Source organism: Bradyrhizobium sp. URHD0069 (assembly GCF_000701345.1).
GTDB lineage: Bacteria > Pseudomonadota > Alphaproteobacteria > Rhizobiales > Xanthobacteraceae > Bradyrhizobium.
The window spans coordinates 1-18,247 of sequence record NZ_JNIJ01000044.1; the positions used below are offsets into that span (position 1 = coordinate 1).

Sequence of the window (18,247 nt, forward strand, 5' to 3'; positions counted from 1 at the left end):
TCGCACAATCCCTCGGCGTCGCGCCCGTCGTTCTTGTTGCGCTTGACATAGGGCTTGACGTGTTGCGGCGCCATCAGCTTCACCTCATGGCCTAGCTTGCGTAACTTCCGCGCCCAGTCATGCGCTGCGCCGCACGCCTCCATTCCAATCACCGTCGGCGGCAGCTTGGCAAAAAACACCAACACCTCGTTGCGCCGAAGCCGCTTGCGCAACCCCGGCCGCTCCGCGGCATCGACCCCATGCAGCTGAAAAATATGCTTCGACGTATCCATTCCAATGCGGATAATCTGGTCCACGGACGGCTCCCTTGTCTGAATTTGCAACAACCTCATTCTGGCACACTGATGCCGTAGGGGGCCGTCCACCCCATCATACTCCGTGGCCTCTCGTTGGGCGGATGCCCCGAGGCCTTCTGCTATCAACCAACGCCGGCGGTTATGGGCCCCTGCGTTCGCAGGGGCGACCGTAGTTTTCTGTTGCGCTAAACCAGCAAATCGCTGAGATCGCGCCATTCCAGGTTTTCGCGCTCAATCAGCTCGATCTTCCAATCCCGCTTCCATCTTTTTAGCTGTTTCTCCCGGCTGATGGCTTCATCCGGGCGATCATAAGATTCGACATAAACAAGGCGATGAACGCCATAGGCTTTGACAAACGAGGAGCCGTCGCCATTGCGGTGCTCGGCTATGCGTTTTTGCAGGGAATTGGTCACTCCGACATACAGGGTCCCGTGACGTCGGCTGGCGAGAATGTAGACGTGGTACATGCGCCAAACACCGAGTGGATGTCGAACTTCCCGTGCTTGCTCACTGATGTCAGGGGCTATGGGTCCCTGCGTTCGCCGCTGGTCAGCGAGCAAACTCTATCATCAGGTCGTCCCTGCGAAAGCAGGGACCCATACGCCGCGGCCTCTCGTTTTGGGCGGGACGGCCGACCCTACCGCAACCACGAAAGCCGGTGGTTATGGGTCCCTGCGTTCGCAGGGACGACGCCAGCTATATATCCCCCGCCTACTTCGCATCCGCGCTTGATGTGACCGGCCCCATTCTCGTCGTCCCTGCGAAAGCAGGGACCCATACGCCGTGGCCTCTCGTTGGGCAGGATGGCCGATGCCTTTTGCAACCTCGAACGCCGGTGGTTATGGGCCCCTGCGTTCGCAGGGGCGACAGTAATTGTTGGTGCCAACCCTACTTCACATCCACACTGGCGGTGACCGGCCGCACCGGGTCGCCCTCGCGCAGCAGTGCGCCGGCGCGGGCCACCACGATGTCGCCTTCCTGCAGGCCGTCGCGGATCTCGACCTGGCCCGCCGACATCAGCCCGACCTCGACGCGGCGAGTTTCCACCCGCGCCCGCCGCACCACCTGGACCACGGTGCCGGCCGAGCCATAGAGCACCGCGGTGAGCGGCACCGAGACGTTGTTGCAGCTTCGCCCGGTGGTGATCAGCGCCCGCGCCGACGAATTCACCAACAGGCGCCGGTTGGTCGTGACCGCGACCACGACCTGGCCCAACTGACTGTTGGGCTCGATGGTCGGCGCCACCCGGCGCACCCTGCCGTCGATCTCGCCGCCGCCGACGATCTTGATCTTCGCGGTCTGGTTGACCGTGAGCTTGGCGATGTCCTGGGTCGGCACCAGCCCGACCAGGTCGTATTCGCTGCGCGCGATGATGGAAAACAGCGCTTCGCCCTTGCCCGAAGCCACCGCGCCGACCGACGCCGAGGAGCTCGCGATCAGCCCGGCGACCGGCGCCTGCACCTGCGCCACGCCGCCTTCGGGCAGGGAAAGCCGGGCCAGGGTCTGCCCTGCGGTGACGGTGTCGCCGGCGTCGGCCAGCACTTCCGCGACCTTCAGGCCCGGCCGTTCCGGGCGCACCGCCGTCTCCTCGCGCGGAATGATGATGCCGGAGACTTCGGAGATCGCCGAGAAGCAGGATTTTGCCGCTTTCAGCACGGTGACCGCCGCGCCCTTGGGGCCGTCCTTGGGCGCATCGGCCTCCTCGGCGGCGAGGCAGGCCTGCGAGGCCAGCGCGAACACGAGAGCGGCGAGCCGCCCCGCGGCCAGCGGGGTCAGCAGTCTTCGCGATGGCGCGCGCGCGGCGAAAGGGTTCATCGGCGTTCCAGTCCGGTTTCCTTTGTCGTCCCTGCGAACGCAGGGACCCCAGCGTGAGCGCAATTGCGCTCATCGCCACTCCGTGTGTTATCGGTTTGGGCGCCGAAAGGCGACGCCTTTCGTAACTATCGGCACCGGTGGTTATAGGTCCCTGCTTTCGCAGGGACGACGGTGGTTGGCCTGGTTAGCGATATCAGAACATCGGCCAGACGTGCCGCCGCGCCCCGAAGATTTCACCCCAAAAACCACCGCGCGCGGGCGCGGATTTGCAGCTATAATCCAAGCTCGAACACGGGGGTGCTCCGATGTCCAAACCTGGGATAACAGCGGCTCTTCTTTCGGCGGCGCTCGCTCTCGCCGCGACCGATGCGTGGGCCGGACCCTGCACCAGCGATATCGCGCAATTCGAAGCGGCCATTCGCGCCTCGCAAGGCAATCCGTATGCGGGATTGACCGCGCCACAGTCGGTCGGCGCACAGCTTGAGCACCAGCCCACGGCTGGTTCCGTGAAACAAGCCGAGGACCAGCTGAAGAAAAAGTTCGCGGCAACGATGGCCCGTGCCAAGCGCTATGATGCCCAAGGCAACCGCCTGGGCTGCACCCGCGAACTCACCGCGGCCAAGCGAATGTATATCCTGTAACGGAATGAGGGGCGGCCGCTCTTTATTCTCTAGCTGAACCCCGGACAGTCCCGCGCCGCCAGGCCGAACGATCCCGCAACGATCGGTGTCAACAGCCCAAGCGAAAGCTTGGGTGCGGCAAAATGGTTCATCGGCATTCCAGTCCTGTTTCCAAAGAACTGTAGGCTCGGCATCTGTCGGTCGAATCTTCCAGTCCAGCGATCCGGTGCCCAGAAATCCCAGTCAGCAGCGAAGACATGTAGTCTACCGCTATGGCGCAATTGGCTCTATTGATGATGAATCTTTGCTTTTTCAATTCGTTCGAAAAAATGGACAGCGCTTTCAAAATTTGCGGTAGCTTCTGCGCACATTCCGACGCCCTCATTCGCGTTGCGGGTCGCGAATAGTGACGAAAAATTCCTTGAAGAACGCGGGTATCCCCCGCATGGGTTTTGAATACCAAGACCTTATAGGCATTGAGGTATTGCTACGCTTCTATCGCGATCCAAATCTCTTTCATTGGGTCGAACTTGAAGCCGACGAACCCAAGGTCGGCAAACTTGATGATGTGGTCGCAGCCCGCAAAGATAACACTTTTGAACTCCTGCAGGTGAAGTTCACGGTTGATCCAAACAGATACTTTCTAGATTGGGATTGGCTCCTGGAAAAAAAGGGCAAGGGTACATCGCTCCTTCAGAAGTGGTCAGGTGCGCTAGTTAAGGTCAAAGGTCTTGGGGCCGTTCATTCCGCAAAGCTACGCACAAACAGGAGGCCAAGTGACGATTTCGTACTCTCTTTGAAAGATGGGTTTGTCGATTTTGACAAAATTAGAACCGCTCAGCAAGCAACGCTCTTAATGGAATTTGGCAGCGAAGCCGCTGCGCGCGACTTCTTTGAGCAATTTGAATTTGCGCACTCAGAGGCACTAGTTGACGACCTAGAGGCACGCCTTAAGGGCGATATTGTGCCGACGGATACGGACAACACGGGGTGGCTAGTGCTGCGCGAACAGGCGCGGCGCTGGGCGACACGCAAAAAGTCTCCCGATCCCGACGGAAGAATCAGATACGAACATCTTGTTCAAATCATCACGAAGCGACGTCCGAAGCCCATTCCGCAGAACTTTGCTGTTCCGGCGCTCTATCAAGTGCCGTCGAAAGATTTCCACGGGGCTTTCACAGCTCGCGTCAAGACCGAATTAAAACCAGTATCGGTGCTTTGGGGGTCGCCCGGTAGGGGTAAAAGCACCTACTTGAGCTTTTTGGTTCAGTCGCTGCGCGACGCCGACCTGCCCGTCGTGCGCCACCATTATTTCTTGTCACTCGATGACAGTACCGTCGATCGCGTTTCATTCACGGAAATCAGCAGTTCCCTGATGGATCAAATTGCGGGCCGGTATCTCGACGCCGTCCGCGGAATGGAGAGCGCGCCAAATCAACTTCGTAAGTGGCTGGAGGCATGCGGCAAGCACTACTCTGCCGAGGGCAAGCGATTCTATGTGGTCGTTGATGGTCTGGATCACGTGTGGCGTGAACAACGCAACACGGCGCAGATGGAGCACCTTTTCAACTATCTGTTGCCGTGCCCTGACAACGTCTATCTGCTCATTGGCACTCAAAAGGTTGCACCTGACCAACTTCCGCTCAAGCTTATTCAGCGCGCCGAGAAGAAAGATTGGATTGAAGTTCCTCCAATGGATGAGGCCGCTGTTCATGCTTGGTTAACGGGGCAACACGATGCAGGCCGCCTCTTGCTTCGGGACATTAAGCATAACGTCAAGCTGACGGAACTATCTGAAGTCAGTAAAGCCTTCTTCGCCATATCCAACGGCAATCCGCTTCATCTCATATACTCGTTCGAAGCGCTGGTGCGGCGCGGTGTTGTCGTCACTTCTGATGAAGTTTCCCTCTTGCCGTCTTGTCCAGACGGCGACATTAGAAAGTACTACGGAGGTCTTTGGACTCGGCTACCAGCGAATGCCCGGAAGGTTCTGCATCTAGTTGCGGGATCAGACTTTCATTGGCCCCCTGATGGCTTGCGAAGATGCGCGGGGCCGCTCGATGAAGTCGATCATCTCCTTGAGCACCGGCGATCCGGGCTGGTTCCTTTTCATGGAAGTATCCTTGCTTACGCGCGCGAACAACCTGACCACGATAGTACCTTCCAGTCGGTTCTGCCTTCTGTTGTCCGATGGCTGGAACGTGAGGCCCCTGAATACTGGCGATGGGCTTGGCTTTGGATCATGCGCGCGCGATCCGGCGACACAAATGAACTGTTAAGTTTGACCAGTCGCGATTGGATCATCCGCTCACTCGCCAAAGGATGGCCCGCAGACCAAATCGTTATCATTCTTAGTGCTGCGGAAGAACGCGCGTTCGAGAGGAACGATTATGTGCGCACAATGCAACTTCGGACTCTGAAGACGCGCCTTCAAAACGGACAAGATTATCAGATTGATCGTTTCCATGATTTTCAGGAAAGTGCGGTCCGTAGCGCCGGGAACGAGCAGCAAATTCTAAACATGGCCGACGGCTTGCCCTCGGCCAGCGACGACGAGATTGTTACGCTTCTTCGGTGCCTTAACGGGGTTGAGAAGGATGGCATCGGAGCGGAATGTTACGAAGAGCTTCGTAGACAAGTAAATCTGTGGATCAGTCTCCGCCATCGCGCTGGCGAGGAGTTCTTCTCCTTAGCTGAAAACTTCATTGAAGCGATTGTCGATTTTGGACGACCCGATCTTAGGAAGCTACTTCGCTTCATCGGGCAGTTCCACCCACGCGATCGTATGTACCTGACGTTCTTGCGACATGTAGTTCGCACCCGTAATTTCGATATGGCGTGCAGCATGCTCGGGCTCCTGGTTGCCCAAAAGCATAAGGTCTGGCGTAATGCTACAGAGAATGCCGTTGTTCAAATCGCCAGCGCAGAGGACATTGATCTAGCCTTGAGGCTCGCCCCCCAGAGTAACATCAGCCCACTTCTATCATGCTGGTATCGCTTGAAGGGTCATCAGCCTCCGCAGCCTTGTAACCTTATTGATCTCTCCGCCGCCGCTGTCGGGACGGACTACGACTATGGACCGAATCCCGCTGTCGAGAAATTCCTCCATGCCTTCTTCTTTTCGGCATTTGATGCGGCACTGCAAGCGCAGGGTGACTGTGTGCCTGCGTTACCCGGCATTGAGCGTTCTAAGCTGGGATGGCTGCAAGAGGCTATCGACCGCCTTTGGAACGCTGCGTGGGAGATTGCGAAGAACCCAACAGATATAGGGTTTGGAAGCATTTTTGTTGGCTTGGCCGAACTCGCGCCGGTTGATATTCAGCACCGCCCCTCAGAACCTGCTTCGGCCCAGTATCGTGCTCTTCGTGCGATTGTCGGGGAAATTGCACTCGACCTTCACGGGTTGAAGTGCGCAATGACTGGGGCATCTCTCGTCGAACCAGATGCATTTGGAGTTGCGCGGGGGTCAATCCATTGGGTCGATGCAATCTGGATCGCAGGCCGCACTGATGCATCCAATCTGCTACGCAAACGAAGGGTCTTTCTTGGAATCGTAGCCGCCCGACAAAAGCCACCTGAGAAAACGACGAAGAAGAGCAATCGTGCTACCAAGGACAATGTCAGCCGGGGCGGCACCCCGCCCGACGTAAGAAAATTCGGACCTGACAAGCTTGAAGCACTGTTGAAGCGCGTTGCGAGTCCTAAGCTCGGCTACATACATCGCAATGAGTCCCTAGTCCGCTGGCTGAAATACTGGGCGAGCAAGAACAAGGGCTTGGCCGCCTTGAGATCAATTGATGATTATTTCAATTCTCACGATAACCCGCACGACATAGAGCCGTTACTCGACGAGGCTTTCGATGTGAGTATCAAGTACGAGGGAAAGAAGAAGGCCTACAAGTGGCTCGTCAGGGCGCATATCGAACGTCGAGGCTGGCAATCCAATTGGGACGATGGCAGTAAAGTGCAAAGGCGTTTGGAGCTTGCGGCCAAGCATTACAAAGACAAATGGGTTGATTTCATCCGCGATACGTCTAGGCCCGCGCGCTACTGGGAGAAGAGACGGTCCGGCTTCACCATCGGGATGCAGCGGCTGGTTAGCTATTTGCTTCTAGTGAAGCAAACAAAATGCGCGGTTCGATTCGCGGGATCGATGGTTCAGCTAACAACCGAGGAGGTGCATGACCAGCCTATCCCGTCAGCAGCGTGGCTCTCATGACGCTGAAGCCGGAACATGTGATGCGAGTTCTGATCGACCGGCTCAATTGGCCAATCCGTCTTGTACGCTGGCAGGCCGCTAAGGAATTCGCTGCGTTGCTCTCATCCCCCAAGCGGGCTCTAGCAACCCGCGTGTTTCTCGATTGGCTACAATCTCGTCAGTTCGAAACCGAGGTTGTGGCGGGGATGGCCGTACTGATGTGTACGACGCCGGCGGATTTGCCGGCCGCGGAGGACGTGAAGCGTAGCGTCAATAATTCTTCCATTCTGGCCGACCTTCTCTTCCAGCGGATATATGGCGAACCGCTAGGAGGCTGGCTCAATAGACATTCAGGTCCGGCACCAATTGGATACCAAGCGGAAAAATATTTTGAGAATCACAAAGGGCAAGTCGTTCCGCTCATTCTTTCAGCGACTTTCAGCGCTTGCAAGATGAGAACGGCCTTCCTTTCCAGGAGCAGTGGGCCTTCGAGTGGCGCAAGTTAATGGACGCGACGAATAGTCCGTACTCATCTTATCCATATCACTTCATGAATACGGTCAGAAGCCGCGAGGGCGTTGGGGGTCAGTTCAGCCAAAGCCAATGCAACGTGTATAGGTCTGCTTTCCTTCGTACGCTGGCGTTTGCGGTGCAGCAGTGGGGCATGCCACGAAACCTCGCTGTCATCGTCGCGGCTCGCTGCCTTCCGCTAAGTAAGGGCTTGCACGCGTTACGTCCTATCGCTCGCCCCGCTTGGCTTAAAGATGTGCCCGAGAAATGCTGCAAGTCGGATGCTTCGCTGGAGGAGATCTCGCGGCGGCTGCTTAAGGTAAACATTGGATCAAGCGGAATGCGTCCTGTATCGCTCCGAATTCCGATCAGCAATGCAATGGCAGAGTTCGGAGAACTTTCGATCGAGAGCTTTTACGTGACTGAGGACTTTAACCCGAAGTCTGACTTCGTCGAAGATCATACCCGAATGCTGATTTGGCCGATCACCGATCTTGTCTCGTTCGAAGGACCACTGCCGGAAGAGGACGTAAAACAGTATCGAATAGACGGTGCCACAGGGTCATGCATCCCTGTTTGCCTCAACGTTTGGCCTTCGGACTTCGGTTTCTGGCAGAACGATTATGTCCACCTCGGTTTCGCCTTTCCCGCGCCGTATAATTTCCCATCGGCCCCACATGTCGAATCTGCGAAAGGCTGGGTCGGATTTTCTTTTGATGGGAGACGCGTGGGTTATTGGAAGGTCTGGCACGACAACTGGATTCCCGTCCACGCCAAAGACGGTCATACCCGCTGCGGCGGATTGACGGAGTTGAAGACCAGCGTTCTGTGCTCGACTGCGGCAACGCTGGGGATGAAACTGGCTTGGCACGTCAAGTTGAGCCTGTGGCAGCGGCCTTCCGAATATGGTGCGCCGGTTCTCGCGACGCGGTCAGAATTTTTCAGGGATTAGGTATCAACGTTCGCGTCCTGGCGTATGATCTACCCGAATTGAGGCCGCGCGGCGGCGTAGTCAACGCGGTTACGCAACTTAGATCTTCTTCAACCGCACTCGGTATCCCAAATTCATCAGCAAAACCGAGATCGGCCATTCTTTATGCTCCGGCCGGTACTTGCGACACCTCCACGACATGCCGATCGCTGCCTACAGTGATGATGATTGTGTAGGTCTTTGGCCCGCCGGCTTGATCGGTTGGGGGAGCGAGGTGCAGTTGCCCGCCGTACCATTCACCGGGCATCAGCGTGTTGTCCTTGATCACCGATTGCTCGAGGGCTGCCATATTGCGTTGACCATTCTCAACGGTCGCAGCAATCATTGCTTCGTTTTGAACGGCAGCATTGTTTTGCGCTATCACCGCGGCTGTGGGACTGTAAAACGTCCCAGTGCGGCCGCCAGGCGTGGTGTACCTGCCGTAACCCGCTTGCGATGCGCTGTACGCGTTCGCAGCGCCCGCAAGGCCGGTTAGTATCGCCGAGGCTACCTGCCGGTTCTTTTCTTCCTGGACGAGCATTTCATACGTGACGATCTGCATCCCAAAGTCTGATCCGCCGACGTGCTGTGTGGCGTCAACCTGCGCCATTCGGAAATCAATCGGCTGCTTCCCAAGGTTGTTGATTCCCACCACAAACACTGGACGGCCGTTGGCCTGCAATTGCCGGGATGCCGGGCGGACCAGAACCAGCGAGCTTTTTTGACGTGAGACTAGCGCGGGTTGCCCATCACGCATCATCGATTGTTGTTGTGGATTAGAAGCTCGAAAAGAAACCGTTTCGCCGCTTGAAACACAGCCGCCCAGCGCGGCGCACAGCGCCACGACTCCCAAATTACGCATTGATGAACCCCCAAAAGCCCAAGGTTATCCAAAGCGCAACTAACGAGTGAGATCAATAGGAGCTGCGCGGAAAACTGTCTCGGCAGACAAGAATTTGTGTCCGCCTATCACGAAAGTTGCTGAGCGGGGCGGCTTTGACGATGACTTGATAATCACGCCGGCTAACACGATCTCGTGCGCGCGTCCCCCATCAAGAAAAGGAACCTGCTTGATCTCGCAACGTTGACGCGTCGTGGAAACCAGGAGAAATCCATGATCAAGAAGACCCTCATCGTCGCCGCCAGCATGCTGTTTGCCGCTTCCGCATTTGCCCAGTCCGGAACATCGTCCGGTTCATCGAGCAGCGCGCCCGGCCAGCGGATGCACAACAGCACTAAATCAACCGCTCCGGGCGCGTCCGAAAACGCTCCGGGCCACAGAATGCAGAACGATGCGAAATCGACCGGGCGGGGCGCGTCCGAATATGCGCCGGGTCAGCAGACGACCGGTTCTGGTTCCGCGAAAACCAACGGCACCATGAAATAAATCTCTCCGCGTTGCATGAGCGCCAACGCGCCAAAAAGGCCCCGCACTCCCAAAAGGGTGTGGGGCCTTTCTTCCGTCCGTTTGTGATGCGCGGACCCCGCCGCCGCGCCTCGACCCCCTCCGCCTCTTCCCGCCGCCGCAAAATTCCGCATCCGCGTCAGCCTGATTTGTTGAAGCGGATCAATCTGATTTGGGTAGTCCAGCCCTGTTTGCAAAAATATTCCGCTTCCCGTTTTACCCAAATCACCTCTAGAACCCTCGCCGTCTCACCCCATGAGAGGGGCGTATCGCGATCGTCACGGACGCGGGGTGGGATGCGGTGGACGCGGCAGCGTTGGGCGCATCGGCAATCGCAGGGCGGCTTCAATGAGGCTCGTGAGCGATCAAGCGGCGCGCAGACGAACGATGCTAACGCGTACGGCAAAACCGTGTGGTCCTGGCACCCGTTGCTGGTGTCAAGTCGGCGGAGGTTTTCGTTGGCCCAACCGGGTTCGGCAAAACCTTAATCCGCCAACGACGGTGACAAGACGAATTCGTCGCCGGGGAGAGCACGATATAAGCCGTTAAAACCATTGCGTGCGGGAATGCCGGGTGTTCCGGTGACCTGCGGTGACTACCGTGTGCTTACTACATTGCACACGGGCTGCGGGTGCACCGTGCACCCGGCATTCCCCACGCCCTCATTCGGGCGAAAGATTTTTGCATCACTCGGGCGCAATCGCGCCGCGAGATCGCAAAGCTGCGTTTTGCGAACAATGCGGCTGTCTGAAAATTGAATCCGTCGCGGCTCGCCGAGTGCGAACGCCCACCCCCACCATGCGTCGTCCCCGCGAACGCGGGGACCCATAACCACCATCGTTTGTTGGAGCAGAAGCCGTTAGCCACCGTGCCAAAATGCAAGGCCGCGGCGTATGGGTCCCCGCTCCCCGTGCGCAATTGCGCACTAGGCGGGGACGACATTGAGACATTACGCATTCGCGAGACCCGGTGGCGGGGTATGACGGCCTTTTGGCCCACCCTGCGATCGCCGATCTTTCATTACGCCGCCGGCTGCGCCGCGTTGTCCTCATTGGCGAGCAGGTGGATCAGCGCGCTCTTGATCGCGGCTTGCCGGGTCGGAGCGTTGATCTGCGCGCCGAGCAGGTCGGTGACGTAGAACACGTCGCGGGCGCGCTCGCCGAAGGTCGCGACATGGGCTGAGGCGATGTTGAGGTTGAGCTTCGAGATCGCCGTCGTCAGTTGATACAGCAGGCCCGGCCGGTCGAGGCCGGAGACCTCGATCACGGTGTAGCGGTCCGACCATTGATTGTTGATGATGACTTCCGGCTCCACCACGAACGGACGCAGCTTGCCGCGCCCGGCGGCACGGCGCGCCACCACTTCGGGCAGCCGCAATTTGCCTTCCAGCACGTCCTCGATCATTTCGCCGATCCGCGTGGCGCGCCGGCCCTCGTCCTCGTCGCGGTCGTATTCCCTCGATATCGCGATGGTGTCGAGCGCACGCCCGTCGGTGGTGGTGTAAATCTGCGCGTCGACGATGTTGGCGCCGGCCGAAGCGCAGGCGCCGGCGATGATCGACAGCAGCCAGGGATGATCGGTGGCGAGGATGGTCAGTTCGGTGACGCCGCGCGCCTCGTCGAAGCCGACATTGATCGCGAGCTTGTCGCCGGCCTGCTCGCTGGCGCGCAGGAATCGGGCATGGCGGATCTTGCGCGGCAGTTCGACCTTGAGCCAGTACGCGGGATAGTGCCGCGCGACATAGGCATTGAGCTCCTGCTCCGGCCATTCGGTGAACGCCGCGCGAAATTCTGCCTGTGCCAGCGCGATGCGCTGCGCGCGGTTGACCTCCGAGAAACCCCCGGTCAGCACCGGCTCGGTTTCGTAATACAGCGTGCGCAAGAGCTGTGCCTTCCAGCCGTTCCAGACGCCGGGACCGACGCCCCTGATATCGGCGGTGGTCAGGATCGTCAGCAGCTTCATCTGCTCGACCGACTGCACCACGGCTGCGAAATTCTCGATGGTCTTGCGGTCCGACAGATCGCGCGATTGCGCCACCGTGGACATGGTCAGATGTTCCTCGATCAGCCACGCGACCAGTTCGGTATCGGCGGCGTTGAATCCGAGCCGCGGGCACAGCCGCCGCGCCACTCTTGCGCCGGCGATCGAGTGATCCTCGGGGCGACCCTTGGCGATGTCGTGCAGCAGCGCGGTGATGTAGATCACCGCGCGGTGCTCGGGGCGGATTTTGCGCATCAGATCGCTGGCGACGGTGAATTCGTCGTTGCCGCCGCGTTCGATCTCCTGCAGGTAGCCGACGCAGCGGATCAGATGCTCGTCCACCGTGTAGTGGTGGTACATGTTGAACTGCATCATCGACACGATCTTGCCGAAGGCGCGAATGAAATGGCCCAGCACGCCGGTCTCGTTCATCCGCCGCAGCACGACCTCCGCATCGTTCGAGGTCAGGATCTCCATGAACAGCCGGTTGGCCTCCGGATCCTCGCGCAGCTGCGTGTTGATCAGCTTCAGCGAACGCGTCACGGTGCGCATGGCGTCCGGATGAAAGGCGAGATTGTTCTTCTGCGCCAGGCTAAAAATCCGGATCAGGTTGACGGGGTCGCGCTTGAAGACATCGGGGGCCGCGAGATTGATGCGGTTGTTGTCGACGACGAAGTCATCGCTCTCGGGCACCCGCCGCCGGTTGTTGCTCGGCCGCAGCCGAGCCATCATGCGGCTGAGCACCGGCGCCGGTTTGGCCTGCTGATCTTCCAGCTTGGCGCACAGGATCGCGGTGAGATCGCCGACGTCCTTGGCGACCAGGAAATAGTGCTTCATGAAGCGTTCGACATCCTGCATGCCAGGATGCGAGGTATAGCCGAGCCGGATCGCGATCTCGCGCTGGATGTCGAACGACAACCGCTCTTCGGCGCGGCCCGAGAAGAAATGGATGTTGCAGCGGACCGACCACAGGAAATCGGCGCAGCGGCGGAAGGTGCGGTATTCGTGCGCGTCGAATACGCCGCGTTCCAGCAGCTCATCGGTCTCGCGCACGCGGTAGACGTACTTCGCGATCCAGAACAGCGTGTGCAAGTCGCGCAACCCGCCCTTGCCGTCCTTGACGTTGGGCTCGACCAGATAGCGCGATTGTCCGGCCCGGCGGTGGCGCTCTTCGCGCTCGGCGAGCTTGGCGGTGACGAATTCGGCGGCGGTGCCCTGCACGACTTCCTTGTCGAACCGTGCCACCAGCTCGTCGTAGAGCGGCTGGTCTCCGGTCAGGAACCGCGTCTCGAGGATCGCGGTGCGGATCGTCATGTCGCCGCGCGCCTGCCGGATCGATTCATCGACCGAGCGCGTCGCGTGACCGACCTTCAAGCCCATGTCCCACAGGCAATAGAGAATCGCCTCCGCGACCTGCTCGCCCCAGGCGGTTTGCTTGTAAGGCAGGATGAACAACAGATCGATGTCGGATTCCGGAGCCATCAGTCCGCGGCCGTACCCGCCGGTGGCGACGACGGCCATCCGCTCGGCGCCGGAGGGGATTGGCGAGCGATAGAGATGCCGCGTCGCTGCCGAGTACAGGATGCGGATGATTTCATCCTGGACGTAGCACAGCCGTTCGGCGCAGCGTCGCCCGTGACGATCCTTCAGCAGCACGGCCTGCGCCGTGGTCCGCGCGGCGATAAGTTCCGCCTTCAGGAGCTGCGCCGTGGCGGAGCGAAAAAGGTCCTCGCGGCCGGCATGCCTTTCGGCGAGAGCGTCGACCGCGGCCGTGATCCGCGCGGTGTCGAAACGCTCGTCGGCCTCTGGCGGGGCCTGTGTCACGACGCTATCCATGGCTATCCCGATATCGGACGGCGCTGACGCTGTCACGGGAGATTGTGGCGTATCGGTTTAATTATTTGGAATGAAACGGTGTTTTCGCAACGGGGGTGCTGACCCTGGTTCAGCCAGATCAACTGCAGGTGAAGCGATGCGGTGGTGACATCCGTCCTTCGACCCGATACATGCAACACCCATAAGATCCGGGAGAGAACAAAAATGGACGCCGCCCAACTCCGCGCCACGCAGGCTCCGATCAAGGAGCGCTATAAGTCCGATCCCAAAGCCGCGGTCATCACGCTGACCGCCAGGGGCTCGGTCGACAACGACGGCATCGCCTGCAAGGTCGAGACCGGCCGCGCCTTGGCGGTGGCGGGGCTGCATCCCGCAACGGGCGGCTCCGGGCTCGAATTGTGCTCCGGCGATATGCTGCTCGAGGCGCTGGTCGCCTGCGCCGGCGTGACGTTGAAATCGGTGGCGACCGCCATCGAGGTGCCGCTGAAGTCGGGAAACGTCACCGCCGAGGGCGATCTCGATTTCCGCGGTACGCTCGGCGTCGACAAGGAGGCGCCGGTCGGCTTTGCGGAAATTCGTTTGCGCTTCGACGTCGCCACCGACGCACCGCAGGACAAGCTCGATCTGTTGTTGAAGCTGACCGAGCGCTATTGCGTGGTCTACCAGACCATCAGGAACGGCCCGAAGGTTTCGGTGACCATGCACCGGGTGTGAGTGCCACCAATACGACGTCGTCCCGGCGGACGCCGGGACCCATACGCGGTGTCCTCTCGTTTCAAGAACCGCTGTTCGACGGCTTTCGCGCCATGCAAATAGTTGTGGTTAGGGGTCCCTGCTTTCGCAGGGACGACTAAGAAATGTCCGCCGATCTTGCCTTCATCCTGACGCTCGCGCTGCGCATGGCGATCACCGCCGCGTTTGTGGTTACCGCGTCGGTGATAGCAGAGCGCTCGGGTCCGGTGATCGGCGCGCTGGTCGCGACGCTGCCGATTTCGGCGGGGCCTTCCTATGTGTTTCTCGCGCTCGATCACGATGCGGCGTTCATCGCCGAGGGCGCGCTGGCGAGCCTGCCTATCAACGCCGCGACGATCTTTCTCGGCCTGACCTATGTCGTGCTGGCGCAGCGTCAGAGCGCAATTGTCAGTTGTCTTGGTGCGGTCGCCGTGTGGGTCGCGCTGGCCTCTGCGGTGCGAACCATTCAGTGGTCGCTCGCCGGCGGCCTGGTCGCGAACGCCGTTGCCTTCGCGATCTGCGTGCCGCTGCTGCAGCGTTTCCGCCACGTCAAGATGCCGCTGATCACGCGCCGCTGGTACGACATTCCGCTGCGCGCCTCGCTGGTCGCGACGCTGGTGGCAATTGTGGTGACGCTGTCGGGCTGGGTCGGGCCCAAGGTCAGCGGCATGATCGCGCTGTTCCCGGTGGTGTTCACCAGCATGATGCTGATCCTGCAGCCGCGGATCGGCGGGCCGCCGACCGCGGCCGTCATCGCCAACAGCGCCGGCGGATTGATGGGCCTCGGTATCGCCATCGCCGCGCTGCATGTCGCGGCATTGCAGTTCGGCTCGGTGGTGGGCTTGAGCCTGGCGCTGATGATTTGCGTGTGCTGGAATCTCGGCCTGTGGTGGAACGGGCGAAGGAAGGTGGCGCGCTTGTAGCCCGGATGAAGCCAACGGGTCGCGCGGATGCGCGCCCGATGACAGGCTCCGCGAAATCCGGGGCTGTTGCGATGTCTGTGACCAAATTTCGCTGCGCTTCATCCGGGCTACGATGTCCTAATGTTTCACCAGCTTGTTCTTCAGCGCATACAGCGCTTCCAGCGCCTCGCGCGGCGACATCTCATCCGGGTGCAGCGCCTTCACGGCTTCGATCAGCTGTTCCACTTCGCTCGGCGGCGCCGGCTCGGCGGCGGCGCGTGACGGCACCGCGAACAGCGGCAGATCGTCGGCCAGGGCGCGGGCGGTCTGGCCGCGGTCCTGCGCCTCCAGTTTTGCTAGCACCGATTTGGCGCGGGCGATCACCGGCGCCGGGAGGCCAGCGAGTTTTGCGACCTGGATGCCATAGGAGCGGTCGGCCGAGCCCGGCAGCACCTCGTGCAGGAACACCACGTCGCCCTGCCATTCCTTGACCCGCACCGTGGCGTTGAACAGTCGCGGCAATTTCGCCGAAAGCGCGGTGAGCTCATGATAATGGGTGGCGAACAGCGCGCGGCAGCGGTTGGCTTCATGCAGGTGCTCGATCGCCGCCCAGGCGATCGAGAGGCCATCGAAGGTCGCGGTGCCGCGGCCGATTTCGTCCAGGATCACCAGCGAGCGTTCGCTGGCCTGATTGAGGATGACGGCGGTTTCCACCATCTCCACCATGAAGGTGGAACGGCCGCGCGCGAGATCGTCGGCAGCACCCACCCGCGAGAACAGCCGATCGACAATGCCGATCCGCGCCCGCGTCGCCGGCACGAAGCTGCCGGTCTGCGCCATCAGCGCGATCAGCGCGTTCTGGCGCAGGAAGGTCGATTTGCCTGCCATGTTGGGGCCGGTGATCAGCCAGATCTGGCCTGACTTCTGGCCCGGCCCCGGCGAGAGATCGCAGGCGTTGGCGATGAACGGCTGGCCGTCGCGCTTCAGCGCCTGCTCCACCACCGGATGCCGGCCGCCCTCGATGGCAAAACCGACCGAGCCGTCTACCACGGGCCGCACGTAATTGTCATCGACCGCAAGCTTCGCCAGCGCGGTGGCGACATCGAGCAGCGCGAAGGCATGCGCGGCGGCACGCAGATCGTCGCTGGCGGCCATCACCATTGCGGAAAGCCGCTCGAAAATTTCCAGCTCCAGCCCGAGCGCGCGGTCGCCGGCATTGGCGATCTTGGCTTCGATCTCGCCGAGTTCGGCGGTGGTGAATCGCGTCTGCCCGGCCAGGGTCTGGCGATGGATGAAGGTGGCGTTGAGCGGCGGCGACATCAATTTTTCGCCGTGCTGCGCGGTGACTTCGACAAAGTAGCCGAGCACATTGTTGTGCCGGATTTTTAAACCCTTGACGCCAGTGTCGTCGGCGTAGCGGGCCTGCATCGCGGCGACCACGAGGCGCGAGGCGTCGCGCAGATTGCGGGTTTCGTCGAGTGCTGTCTCATAGCCTTCGCGCACGAAGCCGCCGTCGCGTTTGATCAGCGGCAGTTGCTCGGCGAGCGCACGCTCGAATTCGCGGGCGAGATCGCGCGACGGGCGGCGCAACGCCTCCATGATGCCAGTGATTTCCGGCGGCGGTGCTTCGAGCTGGGCAAGCCGCGCCAGCGCCGCATCGGCCGCCAAAATGCCGTCGCGCAAACCCGCCAGATCGCGCGGGCCGCCGCGTCCGACCGAGAGCCGCGCCAGCGCGCGCGACATGTCGGGTGCGGCGCGCAGTGTGGTTCTGACATCGTCGCGCGCCGCACTGTCTGCGACGAAGGCGCTGACAGCATCGAGCCGCCGCGCGATCCCTGCGCTGTCGGTGAGCGGTGCCGCCAGTCTTTGGGCAAGAAGCCGCGATCCGGCCGGCGTCACCGTGCAGTCGATCGCATCGAGCAGCGAGCCGCGCCGTTCGCCGGCGAGCGTCCGTGTCAGTTCGAGGTTGGCGCGGGTGGCGGAATCGATCGCCATGGTGGTGCCGGCCGCCTCGCGCGACGGCGGCGACAGCGGCGGCCGTTTTCCCACTTGGGTGCGGTCGATATAGGTGACGGCCGCGGCGGCGGCGGTGGCCTCCAGCCGCGACATCGCGCTGAGCCCGTCCATGGTGGCCACCGCAAAATAATCGCACAGCCGCCGCTCGGCGGTGGAGCCGTCGAAGACGTCGCGGGTCAGCGGCGTCACCGCCGGCAATTCGCGCAACAGCGGTCCGAGATCGGGATCGCCATACAGCGCGTCGGTGACGATGACCTCGTTGGGGTTGATCCGCGCCAGCGTGGCGGCGAGTTCGCCGGTCGCGCATTCCGTCACGATGAATTCCGCGGTGGAAATGTCGATCCAGGCAAGCCCGATGCGATCGGCCCCAACTGAGCCGCGCGCCCGCGCGATCGCCAGCAGATAATTGTTGGCCTTGGCGTCGAGCAACGTGTCTTCGGTCAGCGTGCCCGGCGTCACCAGCCGCACCACGCCGCGGCGCACCACGCTCTTGTTGCCGCGTGCCCGCGCCGCCGCCGGATCCTCGGTCTGTTCGCACACCGCCACCCGATGGCCGGCCTCGATCAGGCGGTGCAGGTAATCCTCGGAGCGCTCCACCGGCACCCCGCACATCGGAATGTCCAGGCCCTGATGCTTGCCGCGCTTGGTCAGCACGATGCCGAGCGTGCGCGAGGCGATTTCGGCGTCCTCGAAGAACAGCTCGTAGAAATCGCCCATCCGGTAGAACAACAAGAGCCCGGGGTGGGCGGCCTTGATCTCAAGGAATTGTTCCATCATCGGCGTGACGCGCGCGGCGGTCTCGGCGGTCAATGCGGCGTCTGATGGCACAGGGATGGATTGCTGGATCGTCATGGGCTGCGCAAACTACAAAATTTTAGCCGTCGCTCCTATCGGTTTGCCGCAGCCATGGAGGTTTTCCACCTCCTCCACGCGCCTGTCCACAACCGGGGGGCATACCCGACCTCAC

12 protein-coding genes and 1 pseudogene are annotated in these 18,247 nt (G+C 60.8%); 7 read left to right on the plus strand and 6 right to left on the minus strand.

Features of this window, described 5'->3' with window-relative positions:
• From N554_RS0124075 to N554_RS0124085, 3 genes and pseudogenes are all read right to left on the minus strand, one after another.
• Window positions 1-296 (minus strand): annotated as a pseudogene (locus N554_RS0124075) (IS110 family transposase); the annotation flags it as partial.
• 185 nt (window positions 297-481) lie between these two features.
• Complete coding sequence (locus tag N554_RS0124080) at window positions 482-763, minus strand: GIY-YIG nuclease family protein (RefSeq protein ID WP_029585833.1); 282 nt, start codon at window positions 761-763, stop codon at window positions 482-484.
• Window positions 764-1,184: 421 nt separating this feature from the next.
• Complete coding sequence (locus tag N554_RS0124085; protein ID WP_029585834.1) at window positions 1,185-2,111, minus strand: efflux RND transporter periplasmic adaptor subunit; 927 nt, start codon at window positions 2,109-2,111, stop codon at window positions 1,185-1,187.
• A 305-nt stretch (window positions 2,112-2,416) separates the two neighbouring features.
• Here N554_RS0124085 and N554_RS0124090 point away from each other — a divergent pair, with 305 nt between their 5' ends.
• The 4 genes from N554_RS0124090 (at window position 2,417) to N554_RS0124115 (ending at window position 8,391) form a co-directional block, all read left to right on the plus strand.
• Entirely contained in the window at window positions 2,417-2,752 is a 336-nt protein-coding gene (locus N554_RS0124090) for a hypothetical protein (protein WP_029585835.1), read from the plus strand.
• A gap of 400 nt (window positions 2,753-3,152) precedes the next feature.
• Window positions 3,153-6,950, plus strand: coding sequence for a P-loop domain-containing protein (locus N554_RS0124105; protein ID WP_156042073.1), 3,798 nt, complete (start codon window positions 3,153-3,155; stop codon window positions 6,948-6,950).
• Window positions 6,947-7,435 (plus strand): hypothetical protein, encoded by a 489-nt coding sequence (locus N554_RS0124110; RefSeq protein WP_029585837.1) that lies wholly within the window; start codon window positions 6,947-6,949, stop codon window positions 7,433-7,435. The genes N554_RS0124105 and N554_RS0124110 overlap by 4 nt, the downstream gene beginning before the upstream one ends.
• A gap of 44 nt (window positions 7,436-7,479) precedes the next feature.
• Window positions 7,480-8,391 carry a hypothetical protein gene (locus tag N554_RS0124115; RefSeq protein ID WP_156042074.1) on the plus strand — a complete coding sequence of 304 codons (912 nt, stop codon included), beginning with the start codon at window positions 7,480-7,482 and terminating at the stop codon, window positions 8,389-8,391.
• A 142-nt stretch (window positions 8,392-8,533) separates the two neighbouring features.
• Here the strand turns inward: N554_RS0124115 and N554_RS0124120 are convergent, their stop codons facing one another.
• A complete protein-coding gene (locus N554_RS0124120; protein WP_156042075.1) occupies window positions 8,534-9,271 on the minus strand; it encodes a hypothetical protein in 738 nt (245 codons plus the stop codon).
• Window positions 9,272-9,523: 252 nt separating this feature from the next.
• On the opposite strand from N554_RS0124120, the gene N554_RS0124125 reads away from it, so the two are divergent.
• Entirely contained in the window at window positions 9,524-9,796 is a 273-nt protein-coding gene (locus tag N554_RS0124125) for a hypothetical protein (RefSeq protein WP_029585840.1), read from the plus strand.
• A gap of 1,038 nt (window positions 9,797-10,834) precedes the next feature.
• Here the strand turns inward: N554_RS0124125 and N554_RS0124130 are convergent.
• Window positions 10,835-13,630, minus strand: coding sequence for a [protein-PII] uridylyltransferase (locus N554_RS0124130; protein WP_029585841.1), 2,796 nt, complete (start codon window positions 13,628-13,630; stop codon window positions 10,835-10,837).
• Window positions 13,631-13,834: 204 nt separating this feature from the next.
• On the opposite strand from N554_RS0124130, the gene N554_RS0124135 reads away from it, so the two are divergent.
• Window positions 13,835-14,344, plus strand: coding sequence for an OsmC family protein (locus N554_RS0124135; RefSeq protein ID WP_029585842.1), 510 nt, complete (start codon window positions 13,835-13,837; stop codon window positions 14,342-14,344).
• A 143-nt stretch (window positions 14,345-14,487) separates the two neighbouring features.
• Window positions 14,488-15,285: a hypothetical protein gene (locus tag N554_RS0124140; protein WP_029585843.1), complete on the plus strand. Its 798-nt coding sequence runs from the start codon at window positions 14,488-14,490 to the stop codon at window positions 15,283-15,285.
• A gap of 117 nt (window positions 15,286-15,402) precedes the next feature.
• Here the strand turns inward: N554_RS0124140 and mutS are convergent, their stop codons facing one another.
• On the minus strand, window positions 15,403-18,132 hold the full coding sequence (gene mutS, locus N554_RS0124145) for a DNA mismatch repair protein MutS (RefSeq protein ID WP_029585844.1): 2,730 nt from the start codon (window positions 18,130-18,132) through the stop codon (window positions 15,403-15,405).
• Window positions 18,133-18,247: the final 115 nt, after the last annotated feature.

Excerpts from the sequence above, each read along its gene's own strand:
- N554_RS0124080 (WP_029585833.1), bottom strand. The coding sequence starts at position 763 with ATGTACCACGTCTACATTCTCGCCAGCCGACGTCACGGGACCCTGTAT.
- N554_RS0124090 (WP_029585835.1), top strand. The coding sequence starts at position 2,417 with ATGTCCAAACCTGGGATAACAGCGGCTCTTCTTTCGGCGGCGCTCGCT.
- N554_RS0124085 (WP_029585834.1), bottom strand. The coding sequence starts at position 2,111 with ATGAACCCTTTCGCCGCGCGCGCGCCATCGCGAAGACTGCTGACCCCG.
- N554_RS0124110 (WP_029585837.1), top strand. The coding sequence starts at position 6,947 with ATGACGCTGAAGCCGGAACATGTGATGCGAGTTCTGATCGACCGGCTC.
- N554_RS0124125 (WP_029585840.1), top strand. The coding sequence starts at position 9,524 with ATGATCAAGAAGACCCTCATCGTCGCCGCCAGCATGCTGTTTGCCGCT.
- N554_RS0124130 (WP_029585841.1), bottom strand. The coding sequence starts at position 13,630 with ATGGATAGCGTCGTGACACAGGCCCCGCCAGAGGCCGACGAGCGTTTC.
- N554_RS0124140 (WP_029585843.1), top strand. The coding sequence starts at position 14,488 with ATGTCCGCCGATCTTGCCTTCATCCTGACGCTCGCGCTGCGCATGGCG.
- N554_RS0124115 (WP_156042074.1), top strand. The coding sequence starts at position 7,480 with ATGAATACGGTCAGAAGCCGCGAGGGCGTTGGGGGTCAGTTCAGCCAA.
- N554_RS0124120 (WP_156042075.1), bottom strand. The coding sequence starts at position 9,271 with ATGCGTAATTTGGGAGTCGTGGCGCTGTGCGCCGCGCTGGGCGGCTGT.
- N554_RS0124135 (WP_029585842.1), top strand. The coding sequence starts at position 13,835 with ATGGACGCCGCCCAACTCCGCGCCACGCAGGCTCCGATCAAGGAGCGC.
- mutS (WP_029585844.1), bottom strand. The coding sequence starts at position 18,132 with ATGACGATCCAGCAATCCATCCCTGTGCCATCAGACGCCGCATTGACC.